General features: G+C 39.9%; 23 protein-coding genes, 2 tRNA genes and 2 pseudogenes. 12 read left to right on the top strand and 15 right to left on the bottom strand.

The window, feature by feature from the left end; genetic code table 11:
- Positions 1-257 precede the first annotated feature (257 nt).
- Together PSI06_RS01385 and PSI06_RS01390 are read right to left on the bottom strand one after the other, a co-directional pair.
- A pseudogene (locus PSI06_RS01385) lies at positions 258-1,980 on the bottom strand (ABC transporter ATP-binding protein).
- A 91-nt stretch (positions 1,981-2,071) separates the two neighbouring features.
- Positions 2,072-2,912, bottom strand: a pseudogene (locus PSI06_RS01390) (hypothetical protein).
- 204 nt (positions 2,913-3,116) lie between these two features.
- On the opposite strand from PSI06_RS01390, the gene PSI06_RS01395 reads away from it, so the two are divergent.
- On the top strand, positions 3,117-3,521 hold the full coding sequence (locus PSI06_RS01395) for a GFA family protein (protein WP_138684616.1): 405 nt from the start codon (positions 3,117-3,119) through the stop codon (positions 3,519-3,521).
- 1 nt (position 3,522) lies between these two features.
- Here the strand turns inward: PSI06_RS01395 and PSI06_RS01400 are convergent, their stop codons facing one another.
- Complete coding sequence (locus PSI06_RS01400) at positions 3,523-4,320, bottom strand: hypothetical protein (RefSeq protein WP_273602646.1); 798 nt, start codon at positions 4,318-4,320, stop codon at positions 3,523-3,525.
- 228 nt (positions 4,321-4,548) lie between these two features.
- Here PSI06_RS01400 and PSI06_RS01405 point away from each other — a divergent pair, with 228 nt between their 5' ends.
- Together PSI06_RS01405 and PSI06_RS01410 are read left to right on the top strand one after the other, a co-directional pair.
- A complete protein-coding gene (locus tag PSI06_RS01405) occupies positions 4,549-5,952 on the top strand; it encodes a M28 family metallopeptidase (protein ID WP_273602645.1) in 1,404 nt (467 codons plus the stop codon).
- 143 nt (positions 5,953-6,095) lie between these two features.
- A complete protein-coding gene (locus PSI06_RS01410; RefSeq protein WP_029772653.1) occupies positions 6,096-6,542 on the top strand; it encodes a DUF4826 family protein in 447 nt (148 codons plus the stop codon).
- A gap of 46 nt (positions 6,543-6,588) precedes the next feature.
- Here PSI06_RS01410 and PSI06_RS01415 read toward each other — a convergent pair whose 3' ends face one another.
- The 5 genes from PSI06_RS01415 to mnmA form a co-directional block, all read right to left on the bottom strand.
- On the bottom strand, positions 6,589-7,047 hold the full coding sequence (locus tag PSI06_RS01415) for a GNAT family N-acetyltransferase (protein WP_138579295.1): 459 nt from the start codon (positions 7,045-7,047) through the stop codon (positions 6,589-6,591).
- 9 nt (positions 7,048-7,056) lie between these two features.
- On the bottom strand, positions 7,057-8,202 hold the full coding sequence (locus tag PSI06_RS01420) for a cupin domain-containing protein (protein ID WP_273602644.1): 1,146 nt from the start codon (positions 8,200-8,202) through the stop codon (positions 7,057-7,059).
- 77 nt (positions 8,203-8,279) lie between these two features.
- Positions 8,280-9,650 (bottom strand): adenylosuccinate lyase, encoded by a 1,371-nt coding sequence (gene purB / locus PSI06_RS01425; RefSeq protein WP_273602643.1) that lies wholly within the window; start codon positions 9,648-9,650, stop codon positions 8,280-8,282.
- Positions 9,651-9,682: 32 nt separating this feature from the next.
- Positions 9,683-10,285, bottom strand: coding sequence for a high frequency lysogenization protein HflD (gene hflD, locus PSI06_RS01430; protein ID WP_004586725.1), 603 nt, complete (start codon positions 10,283-10,285; stop codon positions 9,683-9,685).
- The gene (gene mnmA, locus PSI06_RS01435; protein ID WP_004586724.1) at positions 10,285-11,385 is read right to left on the bottom strand and encodes a tRNA 2-thiouridine(34) synthase MnmA; all 1,101 of its coding nucleotides are present in this window, start codon (positions 11,383-11,385) and stop codon (positions 10,285-10,287) included. The genes hflD and mnmA overlap by 1 nt, the downstream gene beginning before the upstream one ends.
- Before the next feature lie 338 nt (positions 11,386-11,723).
- Here mnmA and PSI06_RS01440 point away from each other — a divergent pair, with 338 nt between their 5' ends.
- Positions 11,724-12,992 carry a sensor domain-containing diguanylate cyclase gene (locus tag PSI06_RS01440; RefSeq protein WP_273602642.1) on the top strand — a complete coding sequence of 423 codons (1,269 nt, stop codon included), beginning with the start codon at positions 11,724-11,726 and terminating at the stop codon, positions 12,990-12,992.
- Between the two features lie 54 nt (positions 12,993-13,046).
- Here the strand turns inward: PSI06_RS01440 and PSI06_RS01445 are convergent, their stop codons facing one another.
- The 7 genes from PSI06_RS01445 to PSI06_RS01475 are packed head-to-tail and all read right to left on the bottom strand — an operon-like array spanning position 13,047 to position 16,192.
- Positions 13,047-13,490, bottom strand: a complete 444-nt coding sequence (locus PSI06_RS01445; protein WP_273602641.1) for an NUDIX domain-containing protein — start codon at positions 13,488-13,490, stop codon at positions 13,047-13,049.
- Positions 13,483-14,169 carry a pseudouridine synthase gene (locus tag PSI06_RS01450; RefSeq protein WP_273602640.1) on the bottom strand — a complete coding sequence of 229 codons (687 nt, stop codon included), beginning with the start codon at positions 14,167-14,169 and terminating at the stop codon, positions 13,483-13,485. The genes PSI06_RS01445 and PSI06_RS01450 overlap by 8 nt, the downstream gene beginning before the upstream one ends.
- Positions 14,169-14,498 carry a TusE/DsrC/DsvC family sulfur relay protein gene (locus PSI06_RS01455; RefSeq protein ID WP_273602639.1) on the bottom strand — a complete coding sequence of 110 codons (330 nt, stop codon included), beginning with the start codon at positions 14,496-14,498 and terminating at the stop codon, positions 14,169-14,171. The genes PSI06_RS01450 and PSI06_RS01455 overlap by 1 nt, the downstream gene beginning before the upstream one ends.
- 3 nt (positions 14,499-14,501) lie before the next feature.
- The gene (gene tusB / locus PSI06_RS01460; protein ID WP_273602638.1) at positions 14,502-14,768 is read right to left on the bottom strand and encodes a sulfurtransferase complex subunit TusB; all 267 of its coding nucleotides are present in this window, start codon (positions 14,766-14,768) and stop codon (positions 14,502-14,504) included.
- Entirely contained in the window at positions 14,765-15,121 is a 357-nt protein-coding gene (gene tusC / locus PSI06_RS01465) for a sulfurtransferase complex subunit TusC (protein WP_055253730.1), read from the bottom strand. Before tusC ends, tusB begins: the two co-directional genes overlap by 4 nt.
- On the bottom strand, positions 15,118-15,471 hold the full coding sequence (gene tusD, locus PSI06_RS01470; protein WP_004586717.1) for a sulfurtransferase complex subunit TusD: 354 nt from the start codon (positions 15,469-15,471) through the stop codon (positions 15,118-15,120). The genes tusC and tusD overlap by 4 nt, the downstream gene beginning before the upstream one ends.
- 55 nt (positions 15,472-15,526) lie before the next feature.
- Entirely contained in the window at positions 15,527-16,192 is a 666-nt protein-coding gene (locus tag PSI06_RS01475) for a Bax inhibitor-1/YccA family protein (protein WP_004586716.1), read from the bottom strand.
- Positions 16,193-16,443: 251 nt separating this feature from the next.
- Between PSI06_RS01475 and PSI06_RS01480 the strand changes: the two genes are divergently transcribed.
- The 8 genes from PSI06_RS01480 (at position 16,444) to nhaC (ending at position 23,050) form a co-directional block, all read left to right on the top strand.
- Positions 16,444-16,534, top strand: a tRNA-Ser gene (locus PSI06_RS01480).
- A gap of 52 nt (positions 16,535-16,586) precedes the next feature.
- Positions 16,587-16,677: transfer RNA gene (locus tag PSI06_RS01485), tRNA-Ser, on the top strand.
- Positions 16,678-17,458: 781 nt separating this feature from the next.
- On the top strand, positions 17,459-17,839 hold the full coding sequence (locus PSI06_RS01490; protein WP_024033524.1) for a hypothetical protein: 381 nt from the start codon (positions 17,459-17,461) through the stop codon (positions 17,837-17,839).
- Between the two features lie 128 nt (positions 17,840-17,967).
- Positions 17,968-18,426 (top strand): GAF domain-containing protein, encoded by a 459-nt coding sequence (locus PSI06_RS01495; protein WP_004586714.1) that lies wholly within the window; start codon positions 17,968-17,970, stop codon positions 18,424-18,426.
- A complete protein-coding gene (locus PSI06_RS01500) occupies positions 18,426-18,704 on the top strand; it encodes a hypothetical protein (protein WP_004586713.1) in 279 nt (92 codons plus the stop codon). Before PSI06_RS01495 ends, PSI06_RS01500 begins: the two co-directional genes overlap by 1 nt.
- 15 nt (positions 18,705-18,719) lie before the next feature.
- Positions 18,720-19,358, top strand: coding sequence for an RNA chaperone ProQ (proQ, locus tag PSI06_RS01505; RefSeq protein ID WP_004586712.1), 639 nt, complete (start codon positions 18,720-18,722; stop codon positions 19,356-19,358).
- A gap of 26 nt (positions 19,359-19,384) precedes the next feature.
- Positions 19,385-21,409 carry a carboxy terminal-processing peptidase gene (gene prc, locus PSI06_RS01510; protein ID WP_248442228.1) on the top strand — a complete coding sequence of 675 codons (2,025 nt, stop codon included), beginning with the start codon at positions 19,385-19,387 and terminating at the stop codon, positions 21,407-21,409.
- 180 nt (positions 21,410-21,589) lie between these two features.
- Entirely contained in the window at positions 21,590-23,050 is a 1,461-nt protein-coding gene (gene nhaC / locus PSI06_RS01515; protein WP_273602637.1) for a Na+/H+ antiporter NhaC, read from the top strand.
- Positions 23,051-23,091 lie beyond the last annotated feature (41 nt).

The raw sequence follows: 23,091 nt of genomic DNA on the forward strand, positions 1-23,091 counted from the left end.
TGTTGACCTTTGGCGTTTGAATTTGCAGCAGTATGTTTGGTTTTTAGGCAAGGCAGAGCCTATGAAGTGTGGTTATTCCCCATAAATAGGCGATAACGCAGCATAAATGCCAAACATACGCTGCCCTTTGGGTTCTGCCTAGGGGCGATAAACTCTTTGTTGCTCGGTTTTTACTTAGCCCACTAGGTTGCAAACCTCGCGCCGCGATTTGATCGCCCCTAGATTGAACAAATTTCAATTCGCAAAGATCAACACGCCTAATCTACACCAATAAACCCACCGGTTTGATGCGCCCAAAGCCCAGCATAAATACCATTTTGCGCAATGAGAGATTCGTGGCTGCCTTGCTCTACAACGCGTCCTTCATCAAGTACAATAAGTCTGTCCATTTGCGCAATGGTCGATAGCCTGTGAGCAATGGCAATCACAGTTTTACCTGTCATTAAATCATCTAGGCTTGCTTGTATTGCGGCTTCAACTTCTGAGTCGAGTGCGCTGGTGGCTTCATCGAGTATTAAAATAGGTGCATTTTTCAGTAATACCCGCGCTATAGCGATACGCTGGCGTTGCCCACCAGAGAGGGTTACACCGCGCTCGCCTACTTGAGCATCAAACCCTTTATTGCCTTTGCTATCTTCTAAATCGCTTATAAACTCGAGTGCTTTAGCTTGCTTGGCTTACATCGGTAATGTTTTGGCCATCAATTTTAATCGTCCCCGAATCGGTATCGTAAAAGCGCAGGAGTAAATTAACTAACGTTGATTTACCAGCGCCAGAGCGACCCACTAAGCCAATTTTTTCACCGGGTTTGATATGGAGGTTTAGGCCGTTCATTACCGGTCCGCGATTGGTTTCGTTAGCGGCTTTGCCGTAGTTAAAGTGAACATTTGAAAACGCGATTTCGCCCTTAGAAACGTTAAGCGTTTTTGCATCGGGTTTGTCATCTACTTTAATGGGCGTAGATAAGGTTTTCATGCCATCGGTGGCGGTACCAATGTTTTCAAACAAGCTGCTTATTTCCCACATGATCCACTGCGCCATGCCATTTAATCTAAGCGATAAACTAACCGCAACTGCAATGGCGCCTGCGCTAATTGCACTTAACGACCATAAATAAAGGGATAGTGCGGCCACACTAAATACTAATAAGTAATTTAGGCTATTAATGGCAAAGTTAAGGCTGGTTACTAAACGCATTTGCTTATAAACAGGCTGCAAAAATACATCCATACTTTGTTTAGCGTATTGCTCTTCACGTTGTGTGTACGAAAAAAGCTTAATGGTCGATATATTTGTATAGCTGTCAACTATACGGCCGGTCATTTCAGAGCGCGCATCGGCCTGCGAGCTGGCAATTTTTTTAAGTTTTGGCACAAAGTACATTTGAATGGCGGCATAAATAATTACCCACACTAAAAGCGGTAGCATTAAACGCCAATCAGCTTCTGCAACTAAAAACACCATAGCGCCAAAATAAACCACAATATACATTAGTACATCGAGCAGTTTCATTACGGCTTCTCGTACGGCCAGTGATGTTTGCATTACTTTTGTGGCAATACGCCCTGCAAACTCGTTTTGATAAAAGCTAACACTTTGGCGTAATAAGTATCTATGCGCCGACCAACGAATCGACATAGGGTAATTACCCAGTAATGCTTGGTGTAAAATAGCCGAGTGAAAAAACACCACTATAGGCAACACCACTAAAAGCACTACTGCCATTTTTATAAGTTCGGCTTTTTGCTCTTCAAATAGTGTTTGCGGTGTGTAGGTGCCCAACCAGTCAACCAATTGGCCCATATAGCTAAATAACGATACCTCTAAAATGGCAAGCAGGGCAGCACTAACAGACATTAAAACTAACGACAGCTCCATACCTTTAGTGTAATGACGACAAAACGCAAATAAGGTAGAGGGCGGCTGCGTTGGCTTTTGCTCAGGAAATGCGTTGGTCATTTTTTCGAATAATCGATACATTTTATAAACTTAAATGACAAAAAATAGAAAAGGATCATACCATTTAAGTGGCGCGCTGTAGATCTTTAGCGACTAATTTACACTGCTACTTTTATCGAATAGGGTTTGTGAGGTTTACGCCTTTAATCATGTAAATGTCGTCATAGCGTAAACCGCCATTTCCGTAGGGCTTTTTATGTGGGCCCGTATTACAGTTAGCTAAAAAATAGCTAAGTGGGCGTTCGCGTTTCATTCTAAAGGTGGCATTTTTATACACTAAGGTTTGGTTTTTAAATTCGCCGCCTTGTACATATACATTGTATTGCTGGCCTTGCATTTTTACCGATGCATTATTAACAACGTACCAAATGTTGTACCAACTGTTTGTATCAAGTGGTTTAGCCGATTGCGCTTGTGCATAGTTTTGGATATTACTATAGCCCTTATCAGTTTTGACCATTAGCGCCCCGGTATTAACTAACCCATTTGATTCGGTTTTATCGGTGACTCGTAGAGTGGCTTCGAAGGCATCGTAGCCATGAACGTTTATTTGCTCTGGCTCTAAGTTACTTAATCCAAAAGCATGGTTATTTGGAAAAGAGGCAACGTTAATGCGGGTAAAAAAAAGTGTAGGTTTCGCCAACGGGCACTGTTTTTGGAAGCTTTTTATAGCTGAGGGCTTTGCGGTTGCCGACAATACCCTTTTCGGCAGGCTTTTTAATTAAAATGTGGTTAATCCCTTTGGCTGTCTCCTCAACTTCTATTTTAGTTACTTGTGGGTTAGCGACATAAGGTTGAGTTTGGTTGTCTGTGTCGGCCTTTGTCCAGCCTTTTAGCGGCTGTTCAAAGTTATCTACTAATAGCCATTTTGCAGAGGGGGCATTTTGATTGTTTTGGCTACAGGCTAATAATCCTGAGCAGGCCACTAACAGTAAGCTGTATTTAACGCGCATAATCCCTCTTTTACTAATGTAAGTATAGGCATATAAATTGGTAAACCAATATGTGACTTTTAATTTTTCAAACTTAAAATCCATATAACCAATTTGGTTTAAATTAGTCAACCAATATTGTGTTTTATCTATTCTACTGACGTTTATATTTTAAACGCGTAAAATACCTAATTACACGCAATTAAAAATAATAAAAGGGATTATATGTATACTGGAACGTGCCTATGTAAAGCGGTAAGTGTTGAAATTAGAGGGGCTATTTCTCAAATTATTCATTGTCACTGCTCACTATGCAGAAAAAACAGCGGGACTGCTTTTGCTACTAATGGTTTTGTAAACACTCACGAATTTACACTTACCAAAGGTGAAGATAATTTAACTGAATTTAATTTCAAACTTGGGCGTGCGCGCTTTTTTTGTAAAACATGTGGCTCACCTATTTACAGTGCTAATGCAGAGGATAAATCTCGCTTGCGAATACGCCTAGGGTTGATAGATGACGATATTACTGAACAGGTAATGTCGCATAATTTTGTTACCTCTAAAGCCAATTGGGAGCAATTAGAAACCCATTTGCCGTGCTATGAAAAACACGAACCAGGGCGCTAAATTACTCTATGTGATAAATGCTGTTTATGTCGCTGTGAAGGGAAGGCGCCCACGTTTTAAATAATGGCGAATGGGCTATTTCTTCTTTATTAATGTGCACTAAACTTTGCTGAGAAAGCATCACGACAATATTTTTGTATTCGTTAAACTCTATAAGGGCAATACAGCTAAAGTGTTGCCTAAACAAGACGAGTAAAGCTTGGAGCTCTTTTCCTGTTTTAGGGTTTAAATTTATAATAATTTGCGCATTTAGCCCGCTGCAGCGACGTATGTTTTGCCAAAATACGCTGTTAGATAAAAAGTCTTGATGTACATCGCCACTAAAAATATCAATTGTAATGACATTGTATGTGCGCGTGCACGTTGCAACAAACAGCTCTGCATTTTGTAAGTGCACCGTATGATTAGCGGGCAAGTTAAAATGGTGCTTAGCAACGCTTATCATCGCGGGGTTTATTTCTACACTGTCAAACACAGCTAAGTTATTTATATAAGCCGTTTTGTTATGTAAATAATGAATGGCTCGCTCAATGCCCGCAGTACCTAAACCTAAATTTAAAACCCGTAGTGGCTCAGCTGTTTTAAGTAAAAATAACAGCATACATTGATTAACCGCAATCAGTAATTGCTCATTCTTATTAAGGCTCATCACCCCTTGAATAGTGATATCGCTTTGTGCATTTTGGGCAAGTGTTAACCAGCGATAGGCAGCATTTTGATAAACACAAATAGGCCCATATTGATTGTTACTAGAGGCTATTAAATTGGCAGAGACAGTGTCGGCTTTAAGCTGGCGCATAGGTTACAAATACAAATAAAACACCCCATTAGTTTGCCACGAAAACACGCTATGTATATAGCGTATTTATGTAACAAGGTTTGTAATACGCTTGGTTATTTAAAAGAGGGGAGTACTTATGTGTGGTTAATTTTTACAGTTGAGCTTACTTGTATAAAGCTTTAACTCAAAATAGTTGCACTAAATAGGGTGTTGAGTAATGGTAAGGTAAAAAATAAGGAGCTTATAATGCGCAAAACCCCTTTTTCTATTACAACTAAACTTATTAAATTGAGTACGTTAGCCTTTGCTTGTACGGCAGGGTTATCAGCACAGGCTCATGCCAGCATAAAATATGAAGAACAACAAAAGCTACATGATATTGCAGCGCAGGTATCAGCTAAACGTATTGAGAGCGACATACAAACGCTGGTGGATTTTGGTACCCGCCATACGCTTTCTGAAACTAAGTCAGATACACGGGGCATAGGTGCTGCACGGCGTTGGATCAAAAAAGAGTTTGAAAAAATATCAGCGCAATGTGGTGGTTGCCTAGAAGTTATTGAAGTTAAAGACACTATATCAGGTGAAAAACGAATTCCTAATCCTGTTGAAGTGGTGAATATAGTGGCCATTCAGCGTGGTAGTACTGAGCCAAACCGAATGGTTATTATGTCGGGCGATATTGATTCGCGGGTGAGTGATGTAATGGACTTTACCAGTGATTCACCGGGTGCTAATGATAACGCTTCAGGCGTGGCAGGGGTTATTGAAGCTGCACGTGTACTAAGCAAGCATAAATTTAATGGCTCAGTTTTGTATGCAGCGTTGTCGGGCGAAGAGCAAGGTTTATTTGGCGGTAAAATACTCACAGCGTATGCGCAAGAGCACAATTGGCAAGTACATGGCGTTTTAAATAACGACATGATTGGCAATATTACTGGTATTAATGGCGTTACCGACAATACAACGGCGCGTATTTTCTCAGAAGGCACGCGTGTAGTAGAAACGAAACAACAAGCAAGAACGCGCCGTTTTACAGGTGGTGAAGTCGATTCGGCGAGCCGTAATTTAGCGCGGTATATAGATACAATTGCCGATAGGTATATTCCAAATTTAGATACGATGTTAGTTTACAGGTTAGATAGGTTTGGCCGGGGCGGGCACCATAGACCATTTAACGATGCGGGTTTTGCAGCAGTCAGAATTATGGAAACTAATGAGCATTACGACCGACAACATCAAGATTTACGTACAGAAAATGGGGTGGTTTATGGCGATACCATAGATGGCGTTGATTTTGACTACACAACAAAGCTTACATCATTGAACGCAGTAACAATGGCTTCAATGGCTTGGGCGCCAGCTCCTCCTAAGCAGGTAAAAATTGAAGGTGCGGTTAAGGCCGACACTACGCTTTCGTGGCAAAGTTCTGATGATGATAATATAGCCGGTTATCGTATTTATTGGCGCTATACCAGTGAGCCACAATGGCAATTTAGTCAAGATGTGGGCAATGTAAGTAAAGCTACACTTAAAAACGTTGTTATAGATAATTACTATTTCGGTGTTGCAGCGATAAATAAAGACGGGATTGAATCGCCAGTGGTGTTCCCAGGTGATGTAGGCTCGTTTGATCACAATATAAAATAACAGCGATTTATTATTGCTTAAGCGCAATTGTGATTAAAAACAAATCAAATGGTGTATTTAAGGTGCAAAGCAGGTGTTTTATGCTTGCACCTTATTTGTTATGCACTTAGAGTGTAGAAAAAAAAGCAGTAAAGGTTAATAAAATGCAGCAAGAAGAAAAAAAACCATTAACAGCGCAAGAGCAAGCACAAATAGAGCAACAACGGGTTGCTTGGCAACGCGAGTGTTTTCAAAACGCCCAAAAATACTTAGCAGAAAAAGGCATTATGCCTAAATCAGTAATAGACAAAGACAGCCGCTTTTTAGCGCCATTGTGTGCTATGTGGAAATTTAAAGCGCAAAATGGCAAGAGCTACTGGGTAATAACAGGGCGCTTACCCACTGATCATGCAGAAGTCAGTGCAGCAAAAGATGCGCGCGATGCTATGCGATATTTTTCTTTACAATGGCAGTTAAAAGCAGATCAAATAATGAGTGTTGGCGCACGCGATAAAACCCAAGTCGACTTTGCTAACTTACTTATAAACCGTGCTCACGGCTTATACGAAATGCATGAAAACGAGCAACTTTGGGCTAATGAACCAAAATAAGGTATTGCTTGTATAAACGTAAAAAAGGGCTATTAACGGCCCTTTTTTAATGTACTAATGTAAATGGTTTAGTGACAAACTCAGACACATGGCATTGCATTCGCTGCCTAGGTATACCTGCTTCCATAAAAACACCGCCTTGTTGTATAAAGCCGTTTCGTTTAAAGCGCTCAACTTCGTTTAAAATACAATTAATACTAATAACTTGGTGCCCATCGTTAGCGGCAAGATTAACAATAAAAGTAAGTAATGAAGTATAAACATGGCGATTACGGTGTGCGGGTAAAACGGCTATTCGGCCTATTAAGCCATCTGTACACAGCCTACCTGTGGCTACGGGGGCGTTACTGTTGTGAGTAACTAGCACATGGTGTGCTAGTTTGTCTTGGCTATCAAATTCTATTCGTTTGGGTATGTGTAGCTCATACACAAATACTTTTTCACGTATTTGTTGTAGCTGGTCTTTTTGCCTATCCCACTCGACCTTATTAATTTGATAGCCCATAGCGCACCTCTAATTAAACCACATCCCCTCATTAACTAGTGTAGTAAAGGTTTGAATAAAAACTAGGCTGGGCTGCGCTGCGTTTAAATCGTCGGTATTAACATAATCATGATCTGTTAATAGTGTAACGGCATTTAAGTCGCAAAGTGGTAACGGGTAGTTTTCGCCATTAATACTTAATAATAGGGCGTCTTCTAGCTGCTGATAGATTGCACGTACGCCGCCTAAACGCTCAAACTCTTCTGCATTATTTGTTATTAAATCACTCATTTGCTCGCAGGTTATAGGCTCTTCAAGTGGGGCTAAGTCCATTTCGTGCTTGGCTTGGCTTAAGGTATTACCAAGCCAATGCTTAAATAGCTCATCGTTATTAAGTAGCGCTTGCATAAGGGTTTTAACTTTATCGGTTTCGCTCTGTAAAAGCTCACCTTTTGAGTCCCTAAGGGCTAAAGTGTGATCGGTATAGCGTTTTTGGCCGCTGTCGGTATCTATAACATGATCGGCAAAACTAGAAAATAAGTCTTGTTGATTAGGCGCTCTAAATCCAACCGAGTAGTTAAGGGCGTTTTCTATTGCATAACCTTCGTGAGGGCACCCAGGTGGTATATATAAAATATCGCCGGGCTCTAAAATACAATCTATAACGGCTTCAAATTGCTCAACTTGCAGTAGTTTTTTATTTTGCGCAAATTGTTTAAGTGTTGGATCAGGCAGGCCAACACGCCAATGACGCTTACCCTCGCCTTGAATAATAAATACATCGTACTGATCTAGGTGTGGACCAACGCCACCTTTAGGGGTTGAGTAGCTGATCATTAAATCATCTATTCGCCAGTTAGGTATAAACCGAAATGGCTGAAGCAGTTGTGCTGCATCGCTATGCCAATGATCAACCGCTTGTACCAATAAAGTAGCGTGTTGCTCAGTTAATTTTTCAAAGTCTTCAAATGGGCCTTGGTATGCTTGCCAATCGTTATTGTGGTTGGTAACAATTCGCGACTCTATACTTTCTTCCATAGCAAGACCGGCAAGCTCTTCTGCCTCTATTGGGTCTTGAAAGTCTGTAAAGCCTTGTTTAATTAATAGCGGTTTTTTTTGCCAGTATTGGTTTAAAAATTCTTGCTCACAGAGGTTGTTTATTTTTAATTGGTACATAGAGTTGGCCTATAATTTTTAGTACAAAAAAAGCGAAAGGGATTATCCTTTCGCTTTTTATATGCGCAATTTAGTATTTAAACTAAATCGTCAATAAACTCAACAGCGCGGCCAATGTAGTTGGCAGGTGTTAGTTTTTTCATTTCTACTTTAGCGTGCTCTGGCAGGTCTAAACCATCGATAAAGTCGGCCATAATCTCTTGATTTACACGTTTACCACGCGTTAAATCTTTAAGTTTTTCGTATGGTTTTTCAATACCGTATTTACGCATAACCGTTTGAATTGGCTCAGCAAGTAATTCCCAGTTTTGATCAAGCTCATCAAGTAAACGTTGCTCATTTACTTCAAGCTTGCTTACGCCTTTAAGTGTAGATTGATACGCAATAAGCGTGTAGCCCATACCCACACCTAAGTTACGTAAAACGGTTGAGTCGGTAAGGTCACGCTGCCAACGAGAAACAGGCAGTTTTTGTGCAAGGTGAGCAAATATAGCATTTGCTAAACCTAGGTTACCTTCTGAGTTTTCAAAGTCGATAGGGTTTACTTTATGCGGCATTGTTGAAGAGCCGATTTCGCCAGCAATGGTTTTTTGCTTAAAGTGGTTAAGGGCAATGTAACCCCAAACGTCACGATTAAAATCAAGTAAAATAGTGTTAAAGCGAGCAATAGCATCAAATAGCTCGGCAATGTAGTCATGCGGCTCTATTTGTGTAGTGAACGGGTTAAAGGTTAAACCAAGGCTAGTTACAAAGTTGCTTGCGTGGGTATGCCAATCGTAATCTGGGTAAGCACTCAGGTGAGCATTGTAGTTACCTACAGCACCGTTAATTTTACCTAGCATTTCTACCTGTGCGATTTGGTCGCGCTGGCGTTTTAAACGCATGTATACGTTAGCAAACTCTTTACCCATTGTTGAAGGCGTAGCTGGTTGGCCGTGGGTACGCGTCATCATAGGTACTGCTTTGTACTCAATGGCTTTTTCTTTTATAGCGTTAAGTAGTTGGTCGCAGTATGGAAGGAGCACATTATCACGAGCTTCGCTTAGCATTAAACCATGAGATAGGTTATTAATATCTTCTGATGTACAGGCAAAATGGATGAACTCGTTAATAGCGTTAATTTCGCTGTTATCGGCTACTTTTTCTTTTAGTAAATATTCTACCGCTTTAACATCGTGGTTTGTGGTGCGTTCAATGTCTTTAACACGCTGTGCGTCTGCTTCGCTGAAATTATCAACTATGGCATTTAAAAGTGCATTGGCTTGTTCGCTAAATGCAGGTACTTCTTTAATATCGCTTGCTGCAGCTAAGGCTTGCAACCAACGCACTTCAACGGTTACGCGGTATTTGATTAAGCCAAATTCGCTGAAAATACTGCGTAGTTCAGTGGTTTTGCTGCCGTAGCGACCATCCACTGGAGAGATAGCGGTTAACGCTGAAAGCTCCATAATAACTCCTAAATTTTAGTTTTGAACGATAATTAAATGTTTGTTTTTGCAATAGCGAGAATTTTTCTTTTTGCAAAGAAAAAGTGACGGCGTTTACCGCCCATTTGTCGCCATAATACAGCACTGCGAATTCCTGCTAATAAAAGGGCACGAATTTTATTTTGCGTTTGCTGCTGTTTTAATAACTCGGGTTTACCATAAACCTGAATTCGGTGCCCAAGGGGGCTCAGCACCGACGAGTATATATCTGCTAAACCGGCAACTACGGTGTCATCGGTTATGGCAAAGTGATCTAAGCGACGATGAATGTCGTCGATACGGCGGCCAAGTTCAGCTAAGCTTTTTGGCTCGTTATTTAAAATACGTTCAAGCTGCATTAAACCACCTACGTACTTAACTATTTCAACATCTTTTTGAGCGCCAGCAGTAAGCTGCGCCATTAATGTTTTATAGCCGTCGCGCAAGTTATGCGTACCTTGATAAACATCAACCGGCGATGCGGGTGATGTTTGTACAATACTTGTAAATAACACGTCTAAGTCTGAATCGTTTGCGCTGCCGTATTGCGCAATTTTTTGTACTTGTTTAGCCACTTGGCACATGGCGGCAAGCGCCATGACTTGGTGTTGATTCATTACTTAATCACCGAATCTATAATACCGCCACCTAAACACACATCATCGGCATAAAATACAGCTGATTGACCTGGTGTAACGGCTTTTTGTGGTTCATCAAACAATACGCGTGCCATACCATCTTCCCCAACGAGAAGGGTACAATTAATATCTTCTTGGCGGTAACGGGTTTTAACGGTGCAGCGCGTTGTACCTTGAGGACCAACACGGTCTACCCAATGTAATTGATTGGCGTTTAGGCCATTGCTGTAAAGGCGAGGGTGGTCTTTACCTTGTCCGACAACGAGCACATTGCGCTCAACGTCTTTATCTACAACGTACCATGGCTCGCCAGAGCCTTCTTTCATGCCACCAATTAACAAGCCTTTACGTTGGCCAAGTGTATGATACATAAGCCCTTCGTGCTCACCTACGTTGTTGCCGTCAGTATCTTCAATCACACCTGGTTGAGCAGGTAAAAACTTTTGTAAAAAGTCTTTAAATTTACGCTCACCAATAAAACAAATACCGGTGCTGTCTTTTTTATCGTGGGTGATTAAGTCTTGTTCTTCTGCAATACGGCGTACGTCTGGTTTAGCTATATCGCCTACTGGGAAAAGCGTTTGGCCTATGTGTTCATGGCTTAAGGTATATAAGAAATAGCTTTGATCTTTATTATCGTCTAAGCCTCGGCACATAACGTATTTGTCGTCTCGTAGTTCACGACGAACATAATGGCCTGTTGCAATATAATCGGCGCCAAGTGCTTGTGCTGCAAATTCTAAAAATGCTTTAAATTTAATTTCTTTGTTACACATAATATCTGGGTTTGGCGTACGGCCCGCTTTGTACTCTTCTAAAAAGTACTCAAAAACGTTATCCCAGTATTCGGCTGCAAAGTTAACGGTATGAAGCTCGATGCCTAATTTGTCACACACTGCTTGTGCATCTTTTAAATCTTCAGCGGCTGCACAGTATTCGTCATTGTCGTCTTCTTCCCAGTTCTTCATAAACAGGCCTTCTACTTGGTAGCCCTGTTGTTGTAATAAATATGCAGATACAGAAGAATCAACACCGCCGGACATACCAACGATGACTTTAATGTGACTATTTTCGCTCATGAATAATTTCGCTTATACAGATTGCTGTTAACTTGGAAAGGCCGCGATTATAGCACGCATTTTGTTTTTGCTTAAAGGGAGGAGTGGCGCAAACACACGATTTTGTAGTTATTTTATTCATATAATAAATAGCAAATAAGACTTAAACGCATTTAACATAAAAAATGATGAAAAATTTAAATAAGCCATTGTAAAAAGATATTTCGGTGCCATTATTGTCTGAGCGCATAATAATAGCGTCTGTATTACCTTGTGTTTGTTGTACAATTAAGGAACAGGCAAGACTTTTGTATTAAATTTGCATTTTATTGCCTTAATATTTTCAACGGAATGAATATATGAATTACGCCTTTCAGGTAAAAAAACTTACGACCCTAATTACGTTTTATACGACTAACTCAAGCTTTCATGTAAAGCAGCTACTTGAAAACCCGACGAGTGAGTTTAAGCAATCTGCCTACAAACTTTTTCATGAAATATTTAAACACAGCGTACCCGTAGACTCTCAACAGATTAGCCCCGTTGATGCTATTTTTGATTCAGTTACCGCATCTTTAGATTTAATTAACCAATCTGAAGTGGCGTTAATTGAAGCAACACAAAAATGGTGGAACGAGTGGTACTTTGTATTAACTATGGAGCATTCGCTTTCTCACGAAAAAGAAGATGTGCCATACAGTTTCCTTTCTAAAAAAATGCATCATCCTATGAAGCGCCACGAGATGAGCCACTACGCCCATTTATTTACTATTTTGCCTATGCCTATCTCTAATGTGTGTGCTAAAACCGGTGATATTATTAGAGTTAATCAGCGCTTTATAGATGTATTTGGTTATACCGTTGATGACTTACCTAATTTAGAGCAGTGGTGGGTTAATGCATACCCAGATCCTCACTATCGAGAGTCCGTGAAAAAAACGTGGCAATCGGCGTTAGAAATTGGCAATGAAACAGGGCAAGACATCCCCGCGAATGATTACCATGTTACTTGTAAAAACGGTAATACAATTACCATGGAAGTATCTGGAATCAATTTGGGCGAAGAATATATTGCTGTATTTAATGATGCGACCAAGCGTTTAGAAGATCAAAATATTTTACGCGACATGGCATTTTTAGATTCGCTAACACAAATAGCAAATAGACGTCGTTTTGATGAAAAGCTAAGTAAAGAGTTTGAAAAAGCCGTTGAGTGTGGTGACGATTTGGCGATTATATTAATCGATATTGATCACTTTAAACTCTTTAACGACCGCTACGGGCATGTTGAAGGTGATTTATGTTTGTATAACGTGGCGCAAGCAATAGCGTGCACGGTAAGCCGCACCGAGGACTTTGTGGCGCGTTATGGCGGAGAAGAATTTGTTGTATTGCTGCCTCAAACCGATAAACAAGGGGCCTTATTTATTGCTGAGCATATTCAAAAGGCAATTGAAGAGCTGCACATCCCTCATGAAGACAGCTTTACCGGCTACTTAACCCTGAGCATGGGTATTCACGCAATTAATAAAGAGGATAGTTGCGATCAAAAAGAGTTTATTAAGGCCGCCGACAGCGCACTTTATTATTCAAAAAGGCAAGGACGAAATTGTTTAGCATTAAGTTAATTTATAGCCTTGGACTATTTATATAGCTTTGAGAATTATATAAAGCGCAGATGTTTAATTATCGTCGTAAATAAAGTCTACGTCTTGAATAGGGCGGTTTAGGCTGTCTTCAATACATTTTAAAACTAAATGGCTTCTTAGAGGCAGTACTTTTATGTCTTCTAAACTGTGCCAGTTGGCACTAATTATATCTGCATCTTTTGGGCAGGGCTCAGTGGTAACTTGAGTGCCATCAAACATAAAACAAAAGCGTAAGTAATGCACCCCATTAGCCGCATGTAAGTTATAAATACCGATTAAACCAGTGGGCGTTAGGGACAAACCTGTTTCTTCAAAAAGCTCTCTACTGGCTGCTTGAGCCAGTGTTTCGTTTACTTCTAAATGGCCAGCAGGTTGGTTATAACAAATATTAGAAGTAAATTTATCTCGCTCTTTTACCAGTAAAAAATGCTCTCCTTTTTTTACTACAGCAGCCACCGTTACATGGGGTTTATGCATTTACCTCACCTTTTATAACACTGTACTGTGCGCTGTTTATGCCATCTAGCGTGTAATTGCCAATACTGTAGCGAATAAGCCTTAATGTAGGGTGCCCAACATGGGCGGTCATACGGCGAACTTGCCTATTACGTCCTTCATTAATTGTAATACTTAACCACGTTGTAGGAATCGACTTTCGCTCTCTTACCGGCGGCACGCGAGGCCAAAGTTTTGGCTCGTCAATAATTTTTACGTTTGCGGGTAAGGTCATCCCATCTTTTAGTTCAACACCTTTACACAGGGCATTAATGGCCTCTTTACTAGGCTCGCCTTCAACTTGCACCCAATAGGTTTTATTGGTTTTTTTATTCGGTGCGGTAAGGGTATTTTGAAGCTTTCCGCAGTTTGTTAAAAGTAACAAGCCTTCACTGTCTCGGTCGAGTCTGCCTGCAGCGTATACATCTTTAATGGGAATAAATTCAGCCAAGGTTTTTCTATTGGCATCGTCTGTAAATTGGCAAAGCACATCGTAAGGCTTGTTAAATAAAACAATTTTTCTATCTTTAGGCGCTATAGCGGGTTTAATTTCACGCGAAGTTGTACATTTTTTAGTGAGCGCACTGCGTGAGTAAGTTCTACCCGTGGTTCGTTTAGTGGTACTTTTACTTGCGCGATTATGCATTGGTTTGTTCGCCATTAAATACACCTAGCGGGCTTGGGTAAGCCGGCAATTTTTGTGGCTTGTTTTGCAGGCCCCTTGGGAAATAATTTATACAAATAAATACTATTGCCTTTGTCCTCGCCAAGCGATTTAGCCATGGCTTTAACAAGCATTCTTATTGCTGGGCTGGTGTTATATTCTAAGTAAAAATTGCGCACAAAATTAATCACTTCCCAGTGTGGTTCGCTCAAGATAATGTTTTCTTGCTCGGCGATAATGGGGGCTAACTCTTTTGTCCACAAGGTGTAATTTAGCAAGTAGCCTTGTTTATCAGTGTCGATTTGTTGATTATTAAATTCAAGCATGGATTACCAGGTAATAGATTGGTTAGTAGATAGAGTAAGGGCAACAAACTCATCGTAATTAATAAGTGTTTGGCCTGAGCTTAGTTTAACTGCGCGTGCCTGCGCATCCTCTAAAAGCAACAATAGCGAATCGTTTAATTGAAAATACTGCTTAGCGGCATAACAGGCATCACCAACAAGGAGTACTTTATCGGTGTATTTAATTAAGTTTTCAAGCTGAGTAGAGTCGTAATAAGCCAGTGGCTTTGAAAAAATGTGTAATGTACTCATAGGTTCACCACAAAATCTTGCTGGCCGATCAGCTGCTGTTGCTCAGTGTAATTGAGGCTGGTTGAATCAATAATTAATTGAGATTTGCTTAAGTTATAATCGAGTAACGATTTTTCACATACATATATGTTTTCTACTTCATAGATTTCAAGCGTTTTGATGTTTTTAAAAAAATCTTTTACACCAAGTTGCTGTGTTGATTGATTATGTTTTAAAGCAAGCACTGCAGGGCCGCTAAATAGCCAGCTAATATTTTGATCAACTGCGGCAAATATCAGTGCCATGTCTAGGGCATCGCGGGTATTAAGCTCATCAAAGGGGCTGGATTGGCTCATTACTAAAACGTTTTTCATTTAAACTGTATCCATTTATCTGCATCACTCGCTAGCATGGCAAATTCTGCAAGCCCGGCTACAGTAAACACACCTGTTTGGCTTGTGTTTAAGCCACGTTTTTCTGCTGCAGTAATACATAGCATTAAGTTGACGTTTTTATCTGCAAGTTGTTGCCATTGCGTAGGAATTTGCAGTTCGTCAGAGGCTAGCTCAAAGTGAGCTGATGCGTGATAAATCCCATTTTGATACAAAAATATCGCATCTATGGTGTGGCCTTGTGCTAAACATGCATTCGCAAACTTTATAATACGTTGCGTTGAGTCATGATCTGAAGGAGGAGTATGTAAAGAAAGAACAAATCGCGCCAAAACAATTCCAATAAAAAAGCCCCAATAAAGGGGCTATTTTAACAGAACTATTTAATTAGTCATCACTTGCGCCAAGAAGGTGCAGTAAAGAGGTAAATAGGTTATATACGTTTAAGTATAGAGCGACCGTCGCGCGAATGTAGTTAGTTTCGCCGCCATTAATAATACGGCTAGTATCAAATAAGATTAAGCCAGACATAATTAACACAACAGCAGCGTTAAGCACCATAAACATTAGCGAGCTGCCAATGAAGATGTTAACTATGCTTGCAACAATAACCACTAGTAAGCCTACTGTTAAAAAACCACCCATAAATGAGAAGTCTTTTTTAGTGTTTAATGCATAAGCCGATAGACCAAAAAATATTAATGCAGTAGAACCAAGCGCCTGCATAATAAGCATAGGGCCATTAGGCATAGCTGCATAATAGTTAAGTAGTGGGCCAAGGCCTGCGCCCATACAGCCTGTAAAAGCAAACACCCAAAACACGCCTGAGGCTGAGTCTGCTTTTTTGTTTACAACAAATAATAAACCAAACGAAACCAGTGTGAACACAATTCCCATAAAGTAAGGTAATTGTAATGCCATTGAAATACCCGCCGTAACAGCACTAAATGCTAATGTCATGGCCAGTAAGAAATAGGTGTTTTTAAGTACCTTGTTTGTTTCAATGGTCGACATTACCGGTTTAGCGGTATTGTACGAATGATTAAATGCCATTGTAGAGCTCCTTTAAGTGAAACATGTTTGTTTCGATAATTTAACTAAAATTAGATTACCAACTCTTATATGTTTGGGCAAACCTTTGTAGATCAATAGAGTGTTATTTTTTAATTAAAGTTCATTTAAGCATCAAAAAGAAATTATTTGTTTTATCTTTAAACAAATTAATTGTTTTTTAAGCACTTAAACAATTTTTTAAAAAAAAAGCTTCACAAAGCCAATGGGTTTCCCTATTATGCAGGCCGTGCGGAGAGATGGCAGAGTGGTCGAATGCACCGGTCTTGAAAACCGGCATAGGTTTGTAGCCTATCTAGGGTTCAAATCCCTATCTCTCCACCACCTTATTACAATAATTATGAGTACACTCTTACTTGTAATTTATAGCACTTTCGGAGAGATGGCAGAGTGGTCGAATGCACCGGTCTTGAAAACCGGCATGGGTTTGTAGCCCATCTAGGGTTCAAATCCCTATCTCTCCACCATTATATTAAAGCCCGCTTTTAGCGGGCTTTTTTGTTTTTACGCTTTCTTATCAAGCCACTTTAGGTTTCCTCGCTTATTTGCCCATTTCGGTTTGCTATTAACCGCTATTAACATATCGATGTACTACTATTATTTTTTTAGATTTTAAAATTGGTCATTAAAATAGTATGTTGTGGCTCAAGGATGATTTACCTTCAAGAAAACTTATTATTTATCGTGCAATGATTCTCATTGATAACGGTGTTTGTTTTATTTGTATTCCAACCTTTTGACACAATTAACGATACATCATCACTTTTGCAGCTTTGCTGTGCTGTATACCTACGACGCTGGCTATGCGTAAATCAGTCATTAATTGAAGAACGTATTTAATATTGAAATCTAATGGTTAGGTTTTATTGACGATAGCGCCTATAAGGTAGTTAACTTTGTCTTATAGGCGACTAAGCAGCTCAAAGTAAGCGTGGGCTGGCAGCACAATGCGTGTTTGTTTTTAGTTCACAAAACCATTTATTAAAATCATTTGCAAAACATTATTAAACCCACCCACTAAACAGCCCAACAGAAGTTAAATCTTCAAATTATCAACCTTGCAAAGGGGGTTAAAGACCTTTGCTAGAAACGCTAAGATATAGTTTTATAAAATTAAAATGCCTAGTTACAGCAGTTTAAAGAGTGCTTGTTTTCCCATCATAAATTACGACCATAGTCTCTGTTTCTAACCTTAAGAACTTGGTGCATGCTTAAGATAATGTTTGTAGTGTGTATTTAGGAACTTATATGAAACATCAACTAGCCAAAAGTGTCGCGCTTTCTTTATTATCCCCTGTGATTGTTGGTAGTTTACTTGGCCTTTATTATGGGCTCACTATGAATGGCGATGCGGTTACCATTTTTTTACAACTACTGATGAGTGCAATCGCGAACGCACATATTGTTGGGCTTACTATGGCCGCTTTTGTTGTACCGGGTTATTTGCTTATGTTTAAGTATGCAAAAGTGAATTATTCAGGTGTATTAACACTTGGTCTGCTTGGTGGTGCAATATTTAGTTATTTACTCAGTGCTACAACAGGCGAGATATTTCTAATTAATAGTGTAATGGCCGCTTTTGCCGCAGGACTATTTTTATTTGGCCTGCGTAAAACATCAAAAAAATAATTGCAGAAATATTAATCAAGCGTGCTGAAAAACGGCGCTATTTCTGTTTTTTTGCCTGTAAAAGGTTTCAATTTTTCACGACAAAGAGTACCTTTAGCTACTGTCTGTTTAATAAGAAGTAGTTTGGTATGCAAAAGCACGATTTTTACCAGTCATTAGTTAAGCAAACTGAATCACTAATTGCTGGTGAATCTAATGTCATTGCTAATATGGCTAACGTAAGTGCGCTATTATTTACCTCATTAGAAGATGTAAATTGGGCGGGCTTTTACTTTATGGATTCGCCAAGTGAATTAGTGCTTGGGCCTTTTCAAGGTAATCCAGCGTGTATTCGTATCCCTGTTGGTAAAGGGGTGTGTGGTACGGCTGCAGCAACGTTAGAAACTCAACTAATCGAAGATGTACATGCGTTTGATGGCCACATAGCCTGCGATGCAGCGTCTAACTCTGAGATTGTTGTACCTATCATGAAAAATGATAAAATAGTTGCTGTTCTTGATATCGATAGCCCAACTATTGGTCGATTTGATACTGATGACCAAGCAGGTCTTGAAGCATTAGTTAAATGCTTAGAGGCAAGCTTATAATGAAAGACTTGCTAAATGTTCAAGACTACCTATTCGCAGTACAAGATGTAGGCGATTGGGAAGGGGAAGAAGAACATGTAGCGGAAACGCTCAATGATTTGATTCACATAGCCTGGGATAAACTTCCAGATGATTTAGATTGTGAATCAATCGATGAAATAATAAATGGTATTTGGGAACACCTTCGAGGTGATTTGGCTGTACTTGAAGCCGACTTCGAAGAGTTAATCGACTGGGTAATACACTACGTTGACTCGTCCCTTGATGAAAAGATGTGAAAAATAGGTTCTAAAATGGAAACCACAAACAAGCTAAAAGATATTAATGAAGTGCTGGAATTTCTTTATCAAGAATTTCCACAATGTTTTAAACAAAAAGACGGTATTAAACCGCTTAAAGTCGGTATTTTTAAAGATATTGCCGAGCGTATAGAAGGGTCTGAAAAAGTAAGTAAGACTCAAGTACGTCAAGCGCTTAGAAAATACACGTCTAACTGGCGTTATTTAGAAGCTGTGACTAAGTCAGAGTTTCGTATTGATCTTGATGGCAATCAAGGTGAAAAAGTTGAGCAAGAGCACATTGACCACGCTCAAAAAGCACTAGAAGAAAGCCGTGCTAAAATGGCAAAACGCAAAAAACAACAGCGTCCACGCCAAGATTCAGATTCTAAATCTTTCAAGAAAAAACCAGCCCACGCTAGCAAAAACAATGCACAAGCTAACAAACCAGCTAAAGCAGCCCCTGCTAAACGTTCAGGAAAAGTTGAACCTTTACCTGCAAGTGAGGTCAAGGTTAATAACAAGGTTAAGGTTAAACTTGGCCAAGCACTTGTAAATGCGGTAATTACTGAAGTAAACAAAGACGAAGTTCATGTTGAATTAGTAACAGGCATGCAAGTTAAAACCAAAGCTGACAGCTTATACATTATTTAAGTTGTAAATAAATTAAGGAGTTGTGTATGAGTAAAAAGTTTACGCTCATTCCGTTAGTTGCTGCCCTGTTTTCGGGTTCTTTATTCGCTTCCGTAGAAGCGGCAAAACTTGAAGACTTGCCTGTACTTAAACAAGAAAGTCAACATGGCACTGCCAGCAAACGAGTGGCTAACTTATTTGCTCGTTCACACTATACACCGGTTCGATTTAACGATGGGCTTTCTAGCAAAGTGTACGATCGTTATATCGAATCCCTTGATTTTAATAAAAGTGTGTTTTTAGCAAGCGACATTGCTGCGTTTGAAAAATACCGCAACGATTTTGATAATGCGATTACCACCGGTAAGCTTGGCTTTACGTTTGATATTTTTAACTTAAGCTTAAAGCGCCGTTTTGAACGTTATGATTACTCTTTATCACTACTAGATAAAGAAATGACGTTTGATAAAGACGATGAATACTTTTTTGACCGTGAAGATTCAGCATGGCCAGCATCGCAAGCTGAGCTTGATGAAATTTGGCGTGAACGCGTTAAATACGATGCCTTACGTTTAAAAATGACAGGCAAAGATTGGGAAGGGATCAAAGAGGTCCTTACCAAGCGTTATAAAAATGCACAAAAACGTTTAGTGCAAACAAATTCAGAAGATGCATTTCAAATTGTAATGAACTCGCTAGCGCGAAGCATTGAAGCGCATACGTCGTACTTATCGCCGCGCCGCGCAGAACAATTTAAAATGGATATGGACTTAGAGCTTGAAGGCATTGGCGCCGTTTTAAGCCCAGATGAAGATTACACCGTTATTCGTAGCTTAGTTCCAGGTGGTCCTGCCGATAAAACAGAGCAGCTTAAAGCTGACGATAAAATTATTGGCGTTGCCCAAGATCAAAAAGAGTTTGTTGATGTTATTGGCTGGCGTTTAGATGATGTAGTTGATTTAATCAAAGGCCCTAAAGGCACTAAGGTACGTTTACAGTATCTTAAAGGTTCTGATGCACATGGCACGCCTAAAGTAGTTGAAATCACCCGTGATAAAATTCGCTTAGAAGATAGGGCTGCTAAATCTGAAGTATTTGAAGCGAGTTATTCAAATTTAACTTCAAAAATTGGTGTTATTGAGATCCCAGGCTTTTACAACAATCTTTCAAAAGACGTTAAAGTTGAATTAGCTAAACTTAAAGAAGAAAACGTAGACGGTATTATTATTGATTTGCGCCAAAATGGCGGTGGATCATTATATGAAGCTACACAGCTATCAGGCTTGTTTTTTGACCAAGGTCCGGTTGTACAAATTCATACATTAAATAACCGTATCGAAGAGCAAAAAGACCGTGACGGAATTACCTACTACGATGGCCCATTAACTGTTTTAGTTGACCGTTACAGTGCTTCAGCCTCTGAAATTTTTGCCGCCGCAATGCAAGACTATGGGCGCGCAGTAATTATAGGCGAGCAAACCTTTGGTAAGGGGACGGTCCAGCAACACAAAGGCTTAGGTCGTGCGTACGATTTATACGACAACGACTTAGGTAGCGTACAATACACTATTGCTAAATTTTACCGTATAAACGGCGGCAGTACCCAGCATAAAGGGGTTATTCCTGATATTTCATTCCCTTCGGCGATAGACCCAGCAGAATGGGGCGAGAGCAAGCAAGATAATGCATTGCCATGGGATAGCATAGTACGAGCTAAGTACAATAGGCAGGGTAATTTAACGCCTGTAATCACTTATCTTGAAAAACAGCACGAAGTACGTATTAAATCAGAGCCAGAGTTTGGTTATGTATTTGATGATATTGCCCGTTACAATGAAGAAAAAGACCGCAAAACTATTTCTTTAGTAGAAGCAGACCGTATTAAAGAAAAAGATGAAAATGAAGCACGTACTCTAGCGCGCACTAATGAGCGTTTAAAGCGTTTAGGTAAAGAGCCAATAGAAAACCTAGATGATGTACCTGAGGTAATTGAAGAGCTTGACCCTTTCTTAGAAGAGGCAGCACTGATCACTCAAGATTACATTAACTTTGGCCGCATCGCTAAAAAATAAACACGTGTTTACCCCGTTTAAAAGGCGCTTTTTGCGCCTTTTTTGTTACCTAAATTTCGCTAAATTGCTATAATCGCGAATTACTAAATTGAGTTACATTACTGTGGCTTAAAAAAGCACTGATACGCTAAAAATAATAAATAACCACGCCACGATTTGTGGTGTGCAGGAGTCACTATTTTGAAGCCTTTAGAAAAACCGATTAAACCCGCCTCGTTTTTTGATGCACTTGTTCCTATCACTGTTTTAATTTGCCTTTTAGGCGCAGCGGTATATTTATTTGGCGATAACTCGTCATCAGGTCCTAACCAAATAGCGTTATTATTTGCCACTTTTGCTGCGGCATTAATAGGGCTAAAAAATGGCTACACGTGGAAAAAGCTTGAAGAAGCCATGATTGAAGGTATTACCTTATCATTGGGGGCTATTTTAATTTTATTAATGGTGGGTGCCTTAATTGGTACTTGGCTGTTGTCGGGTACCGTGCCAACGCTCATTTACTATGGCTTACAGGTTATTAACCCAAGCTGGTTTTACGCCGCAAGCTGCTTAATTTGTGGCATTGTTGCAATGAGTATAGGTAGCTCTTGGACCACAGCTGCCACCATAGGTGTGGCGCTTTTAGGGGTGGCCACCGGGTTAGGGCTTGATCAAACTGTGACGGCAGGGGCGGTTATTTCGGGTGCTTACTTTGGTGACAAACTCAGTCCGCTTTCTGAAACTACTAACTTAGCACCGGCTGTTGTTGGAGCTGATTTATTTGAACATATTCATCACATGTTATGGACTACTGTTCCTAGCTTTGTCATTGCATTAATCATTTTTATATTTATGGGCTTTAATGCAACGGCTTCTAACGAAGCCGGCAGGATTGACGAAATAACAGCGATTTTAGAGCAAAACTTTAATATTGGCTTTGAAATGCTAATTCCATTAATTGTGCTGCTAGTTTTAGCTATTAAAAAAATGCCAGCGTTTCCGGCAATTTCAATTGGCGCTGTAATTGGTGCTGTGTGGGCAATGTTGTTTCAGTCTGATTTAATTGCGACACAAATTGACCTTTCTCAGGGTGAGTTGGTTGGTTATTTTAAAATTATTTGGACGACTTTCTTCGATGGTTTTAGCATCGACACGGGTGATGACAAAATGGATTCATTGCTCAGTGGTGGCGGTATGGCAGGGATGTTAACTACAACATGGCTGATCATGACAGCTCTTATGTTTGGTGCCATTATGGAAAAAACCGGCTTATTAGATATTTTTGTTAAGAGCATTTTAAAAATTGCAAAAAGCACGGGCTCGCTTATTACATCAACCATTGCTACTTGTGTGGGCACCAACTTAATAGCGGCTGATCAATACATTGCTATTGTAGTGCCAGGTCGTATGTATAAAGAAGAATATAAAAAGCGTGGATTAAAGCCCGTTAATTTATCGCGTACTTTAGAAGATGGCGGCACAATAACAAGCCCGTTAATTCCGTGGAATACCTGTGGTGCGTACATGCAAAGCGTTTTATTAATAAACCCATTTGACTATGCCTTGTATGCTTTCTTTAATTTAATTAACCCTTTCTTAGCCATTATTTATGCGTACGTAGGCATTAAAATTTTACGCATTGAACCCAAGCAACCTGCTTAAATCTAAATAGCTCCTTTTTAAGGAACTTTAGTTGGAGTAAC

The organism is Pseudoalteromonas sp. GABNS16E, assembly GCF_028598715.1.
Lineage (GTDB): Bacteria > Pseudomonadota > Gammaproteobacteria > Enterobacterales > Alteromonadaceae > Pseudoalteromonas > Pseudoalteromonas atlantica.

Bases quoted from the DNA above. Each gene is read 5' to 3' on its own strand.
- PSI06_RS01395 (WP_138684616.1), top strand. From the start codon at position 3,117: ATGTATACTGGAACGTGCCTATGTAAAGCGGTAAGTGTTGAAATTAGA.
- PSI06_RS01400 (WP_273602646.1), bottom strand. From the start codon at position 4,320: ATGCGCCAGCTTAAAGCCGACACTGTCTCTGCCAATTTAATAGCCTCT.
- PSI06_RS01405 (WP_273602645.1), top strand. From the start codon at position 4,549: ATGCGCAAAACCCCTTTTTCTATTACAACTAAACTTATTAAATTGAGT.
- PSI06_RS01410 (WP_029772653.1), top strand. From the start codon at position 6,096: ATGCAGCAAGAAGAAAAAAAACCATTAACAGCGCAAGAGCAAGCACAA.
- PSI06_RS01415 (WP_138579295.1), bottom strand. From the start codon at position 7,047: ATGGGCTATCAAATTAATAAGGTCGAGTGGGATAGGCAAAAAGACCAG.
- PSI06_RS01420 (WP_273602644.1), bottom strand. From the start codon at position 8,202: ATGTACCAATTAAAAATAAACAACCTCTGTGAGCAAGAATTTTTAAAC.
- purB (WP_273602643.1), bottom strand. From the start codon at position 9,650: ATGGAGCTTTCAGCGTTAACCGCTATCTCTCCAGTGGATGGTCGCTAC.
- hflD (WP_004586725.1), bottom strand. From the start codon at position 10,285: ATGAATCAACACCAAGTCATGGCGCTTGCCGCCATGTGCCAAGTGGCT.
- mnmA (WP_004586724.1), bottom strand. From the start codon at position 11,385: ATGAGCGAAAATAGTCACATTAAAGTCATCGTTGGTATGTCCGGCGGT.
- PSI06_RS01440 (WP_273602642.1), top strand. From the start codon at position 11,724: ATGAATTACGCCTTTCAGGTAAAAAAACTTACGACCCTAATTACGTTT.
- PSI06_RS01445 (WP_273602641.1), bottom strand. From the start codon at position 13,490: ATGCATAAACCCCATGTAACGGTGGCTGCTGTAGTAAAAAAAGGAGAG.
- PSI06_RS01450 (WP_273602640.1), bottom strand. From the start codon at position 14,169: ATGGCGAACAAACCAATGCATAATCGCGCAAGTAAAAGTACCACTAAA.
- PSI06_RS01455 (WP_273602639.1), bottom strand. From the start codon at position 14,498: ATGCTTGAATTTAATAATCAACAAATCGACACTGATAAACAAGGCTAC.
- tusB (WP_273602638.1), bottom strand. From the start codon at position 14,768: ATGAGTACATTACACATTTTTTCAAAGCCACTGGCTTATTACGACTCT.
- tusC (WP_055253730.1), bottom strand. From the start codon at position 15,121: ATGAAAAACGTTTTAGTAATGAGCCAATCCAGCCCCTTTGATGAGCTT.
- PSI06_RS01475 (WP_004586716.1), bottom strand. From the start codon at position 16,192: ATGGCATTTAATCATTCGTACAATACCGCTAAACCGGTAATGTCGACC.
- PSI06_RS01490 (WP_024033524.1), top strand. From the start codon at position 17,459: ATGAAACATCAACTAGCCAAAAGTGTCGCGCTTTCTTTATTATCCCCT.
- PSI06_RS01495 (WP_004586714.1), top strand. From the start codon at position 17,968: ATGCAAAAGCACGATTTTTACCAGTCATTAGTTAAGCAAACTGAATCA.
- PSI06_RS01500 (WP_004586713.1), top strand. From the start codon at position 18,426: ATGAAAGACTTGCTAAATGTTCAAGACTACCTATTCGCAGTACAAGAT.
- proQ (WP_004586712.1), top strand. From the start codon at position 18,720: ATGGAAACCACAAACAAGCTAAAAGATATTAATGAAGTGCTGGAATTT.
- prc (WP_248442228.1), top strand. From the start codon at position 19,385: ATGAGTAAAAAGTTTACGCTCATTCCGTTAGTTGCTGCCCTGTTTTCG.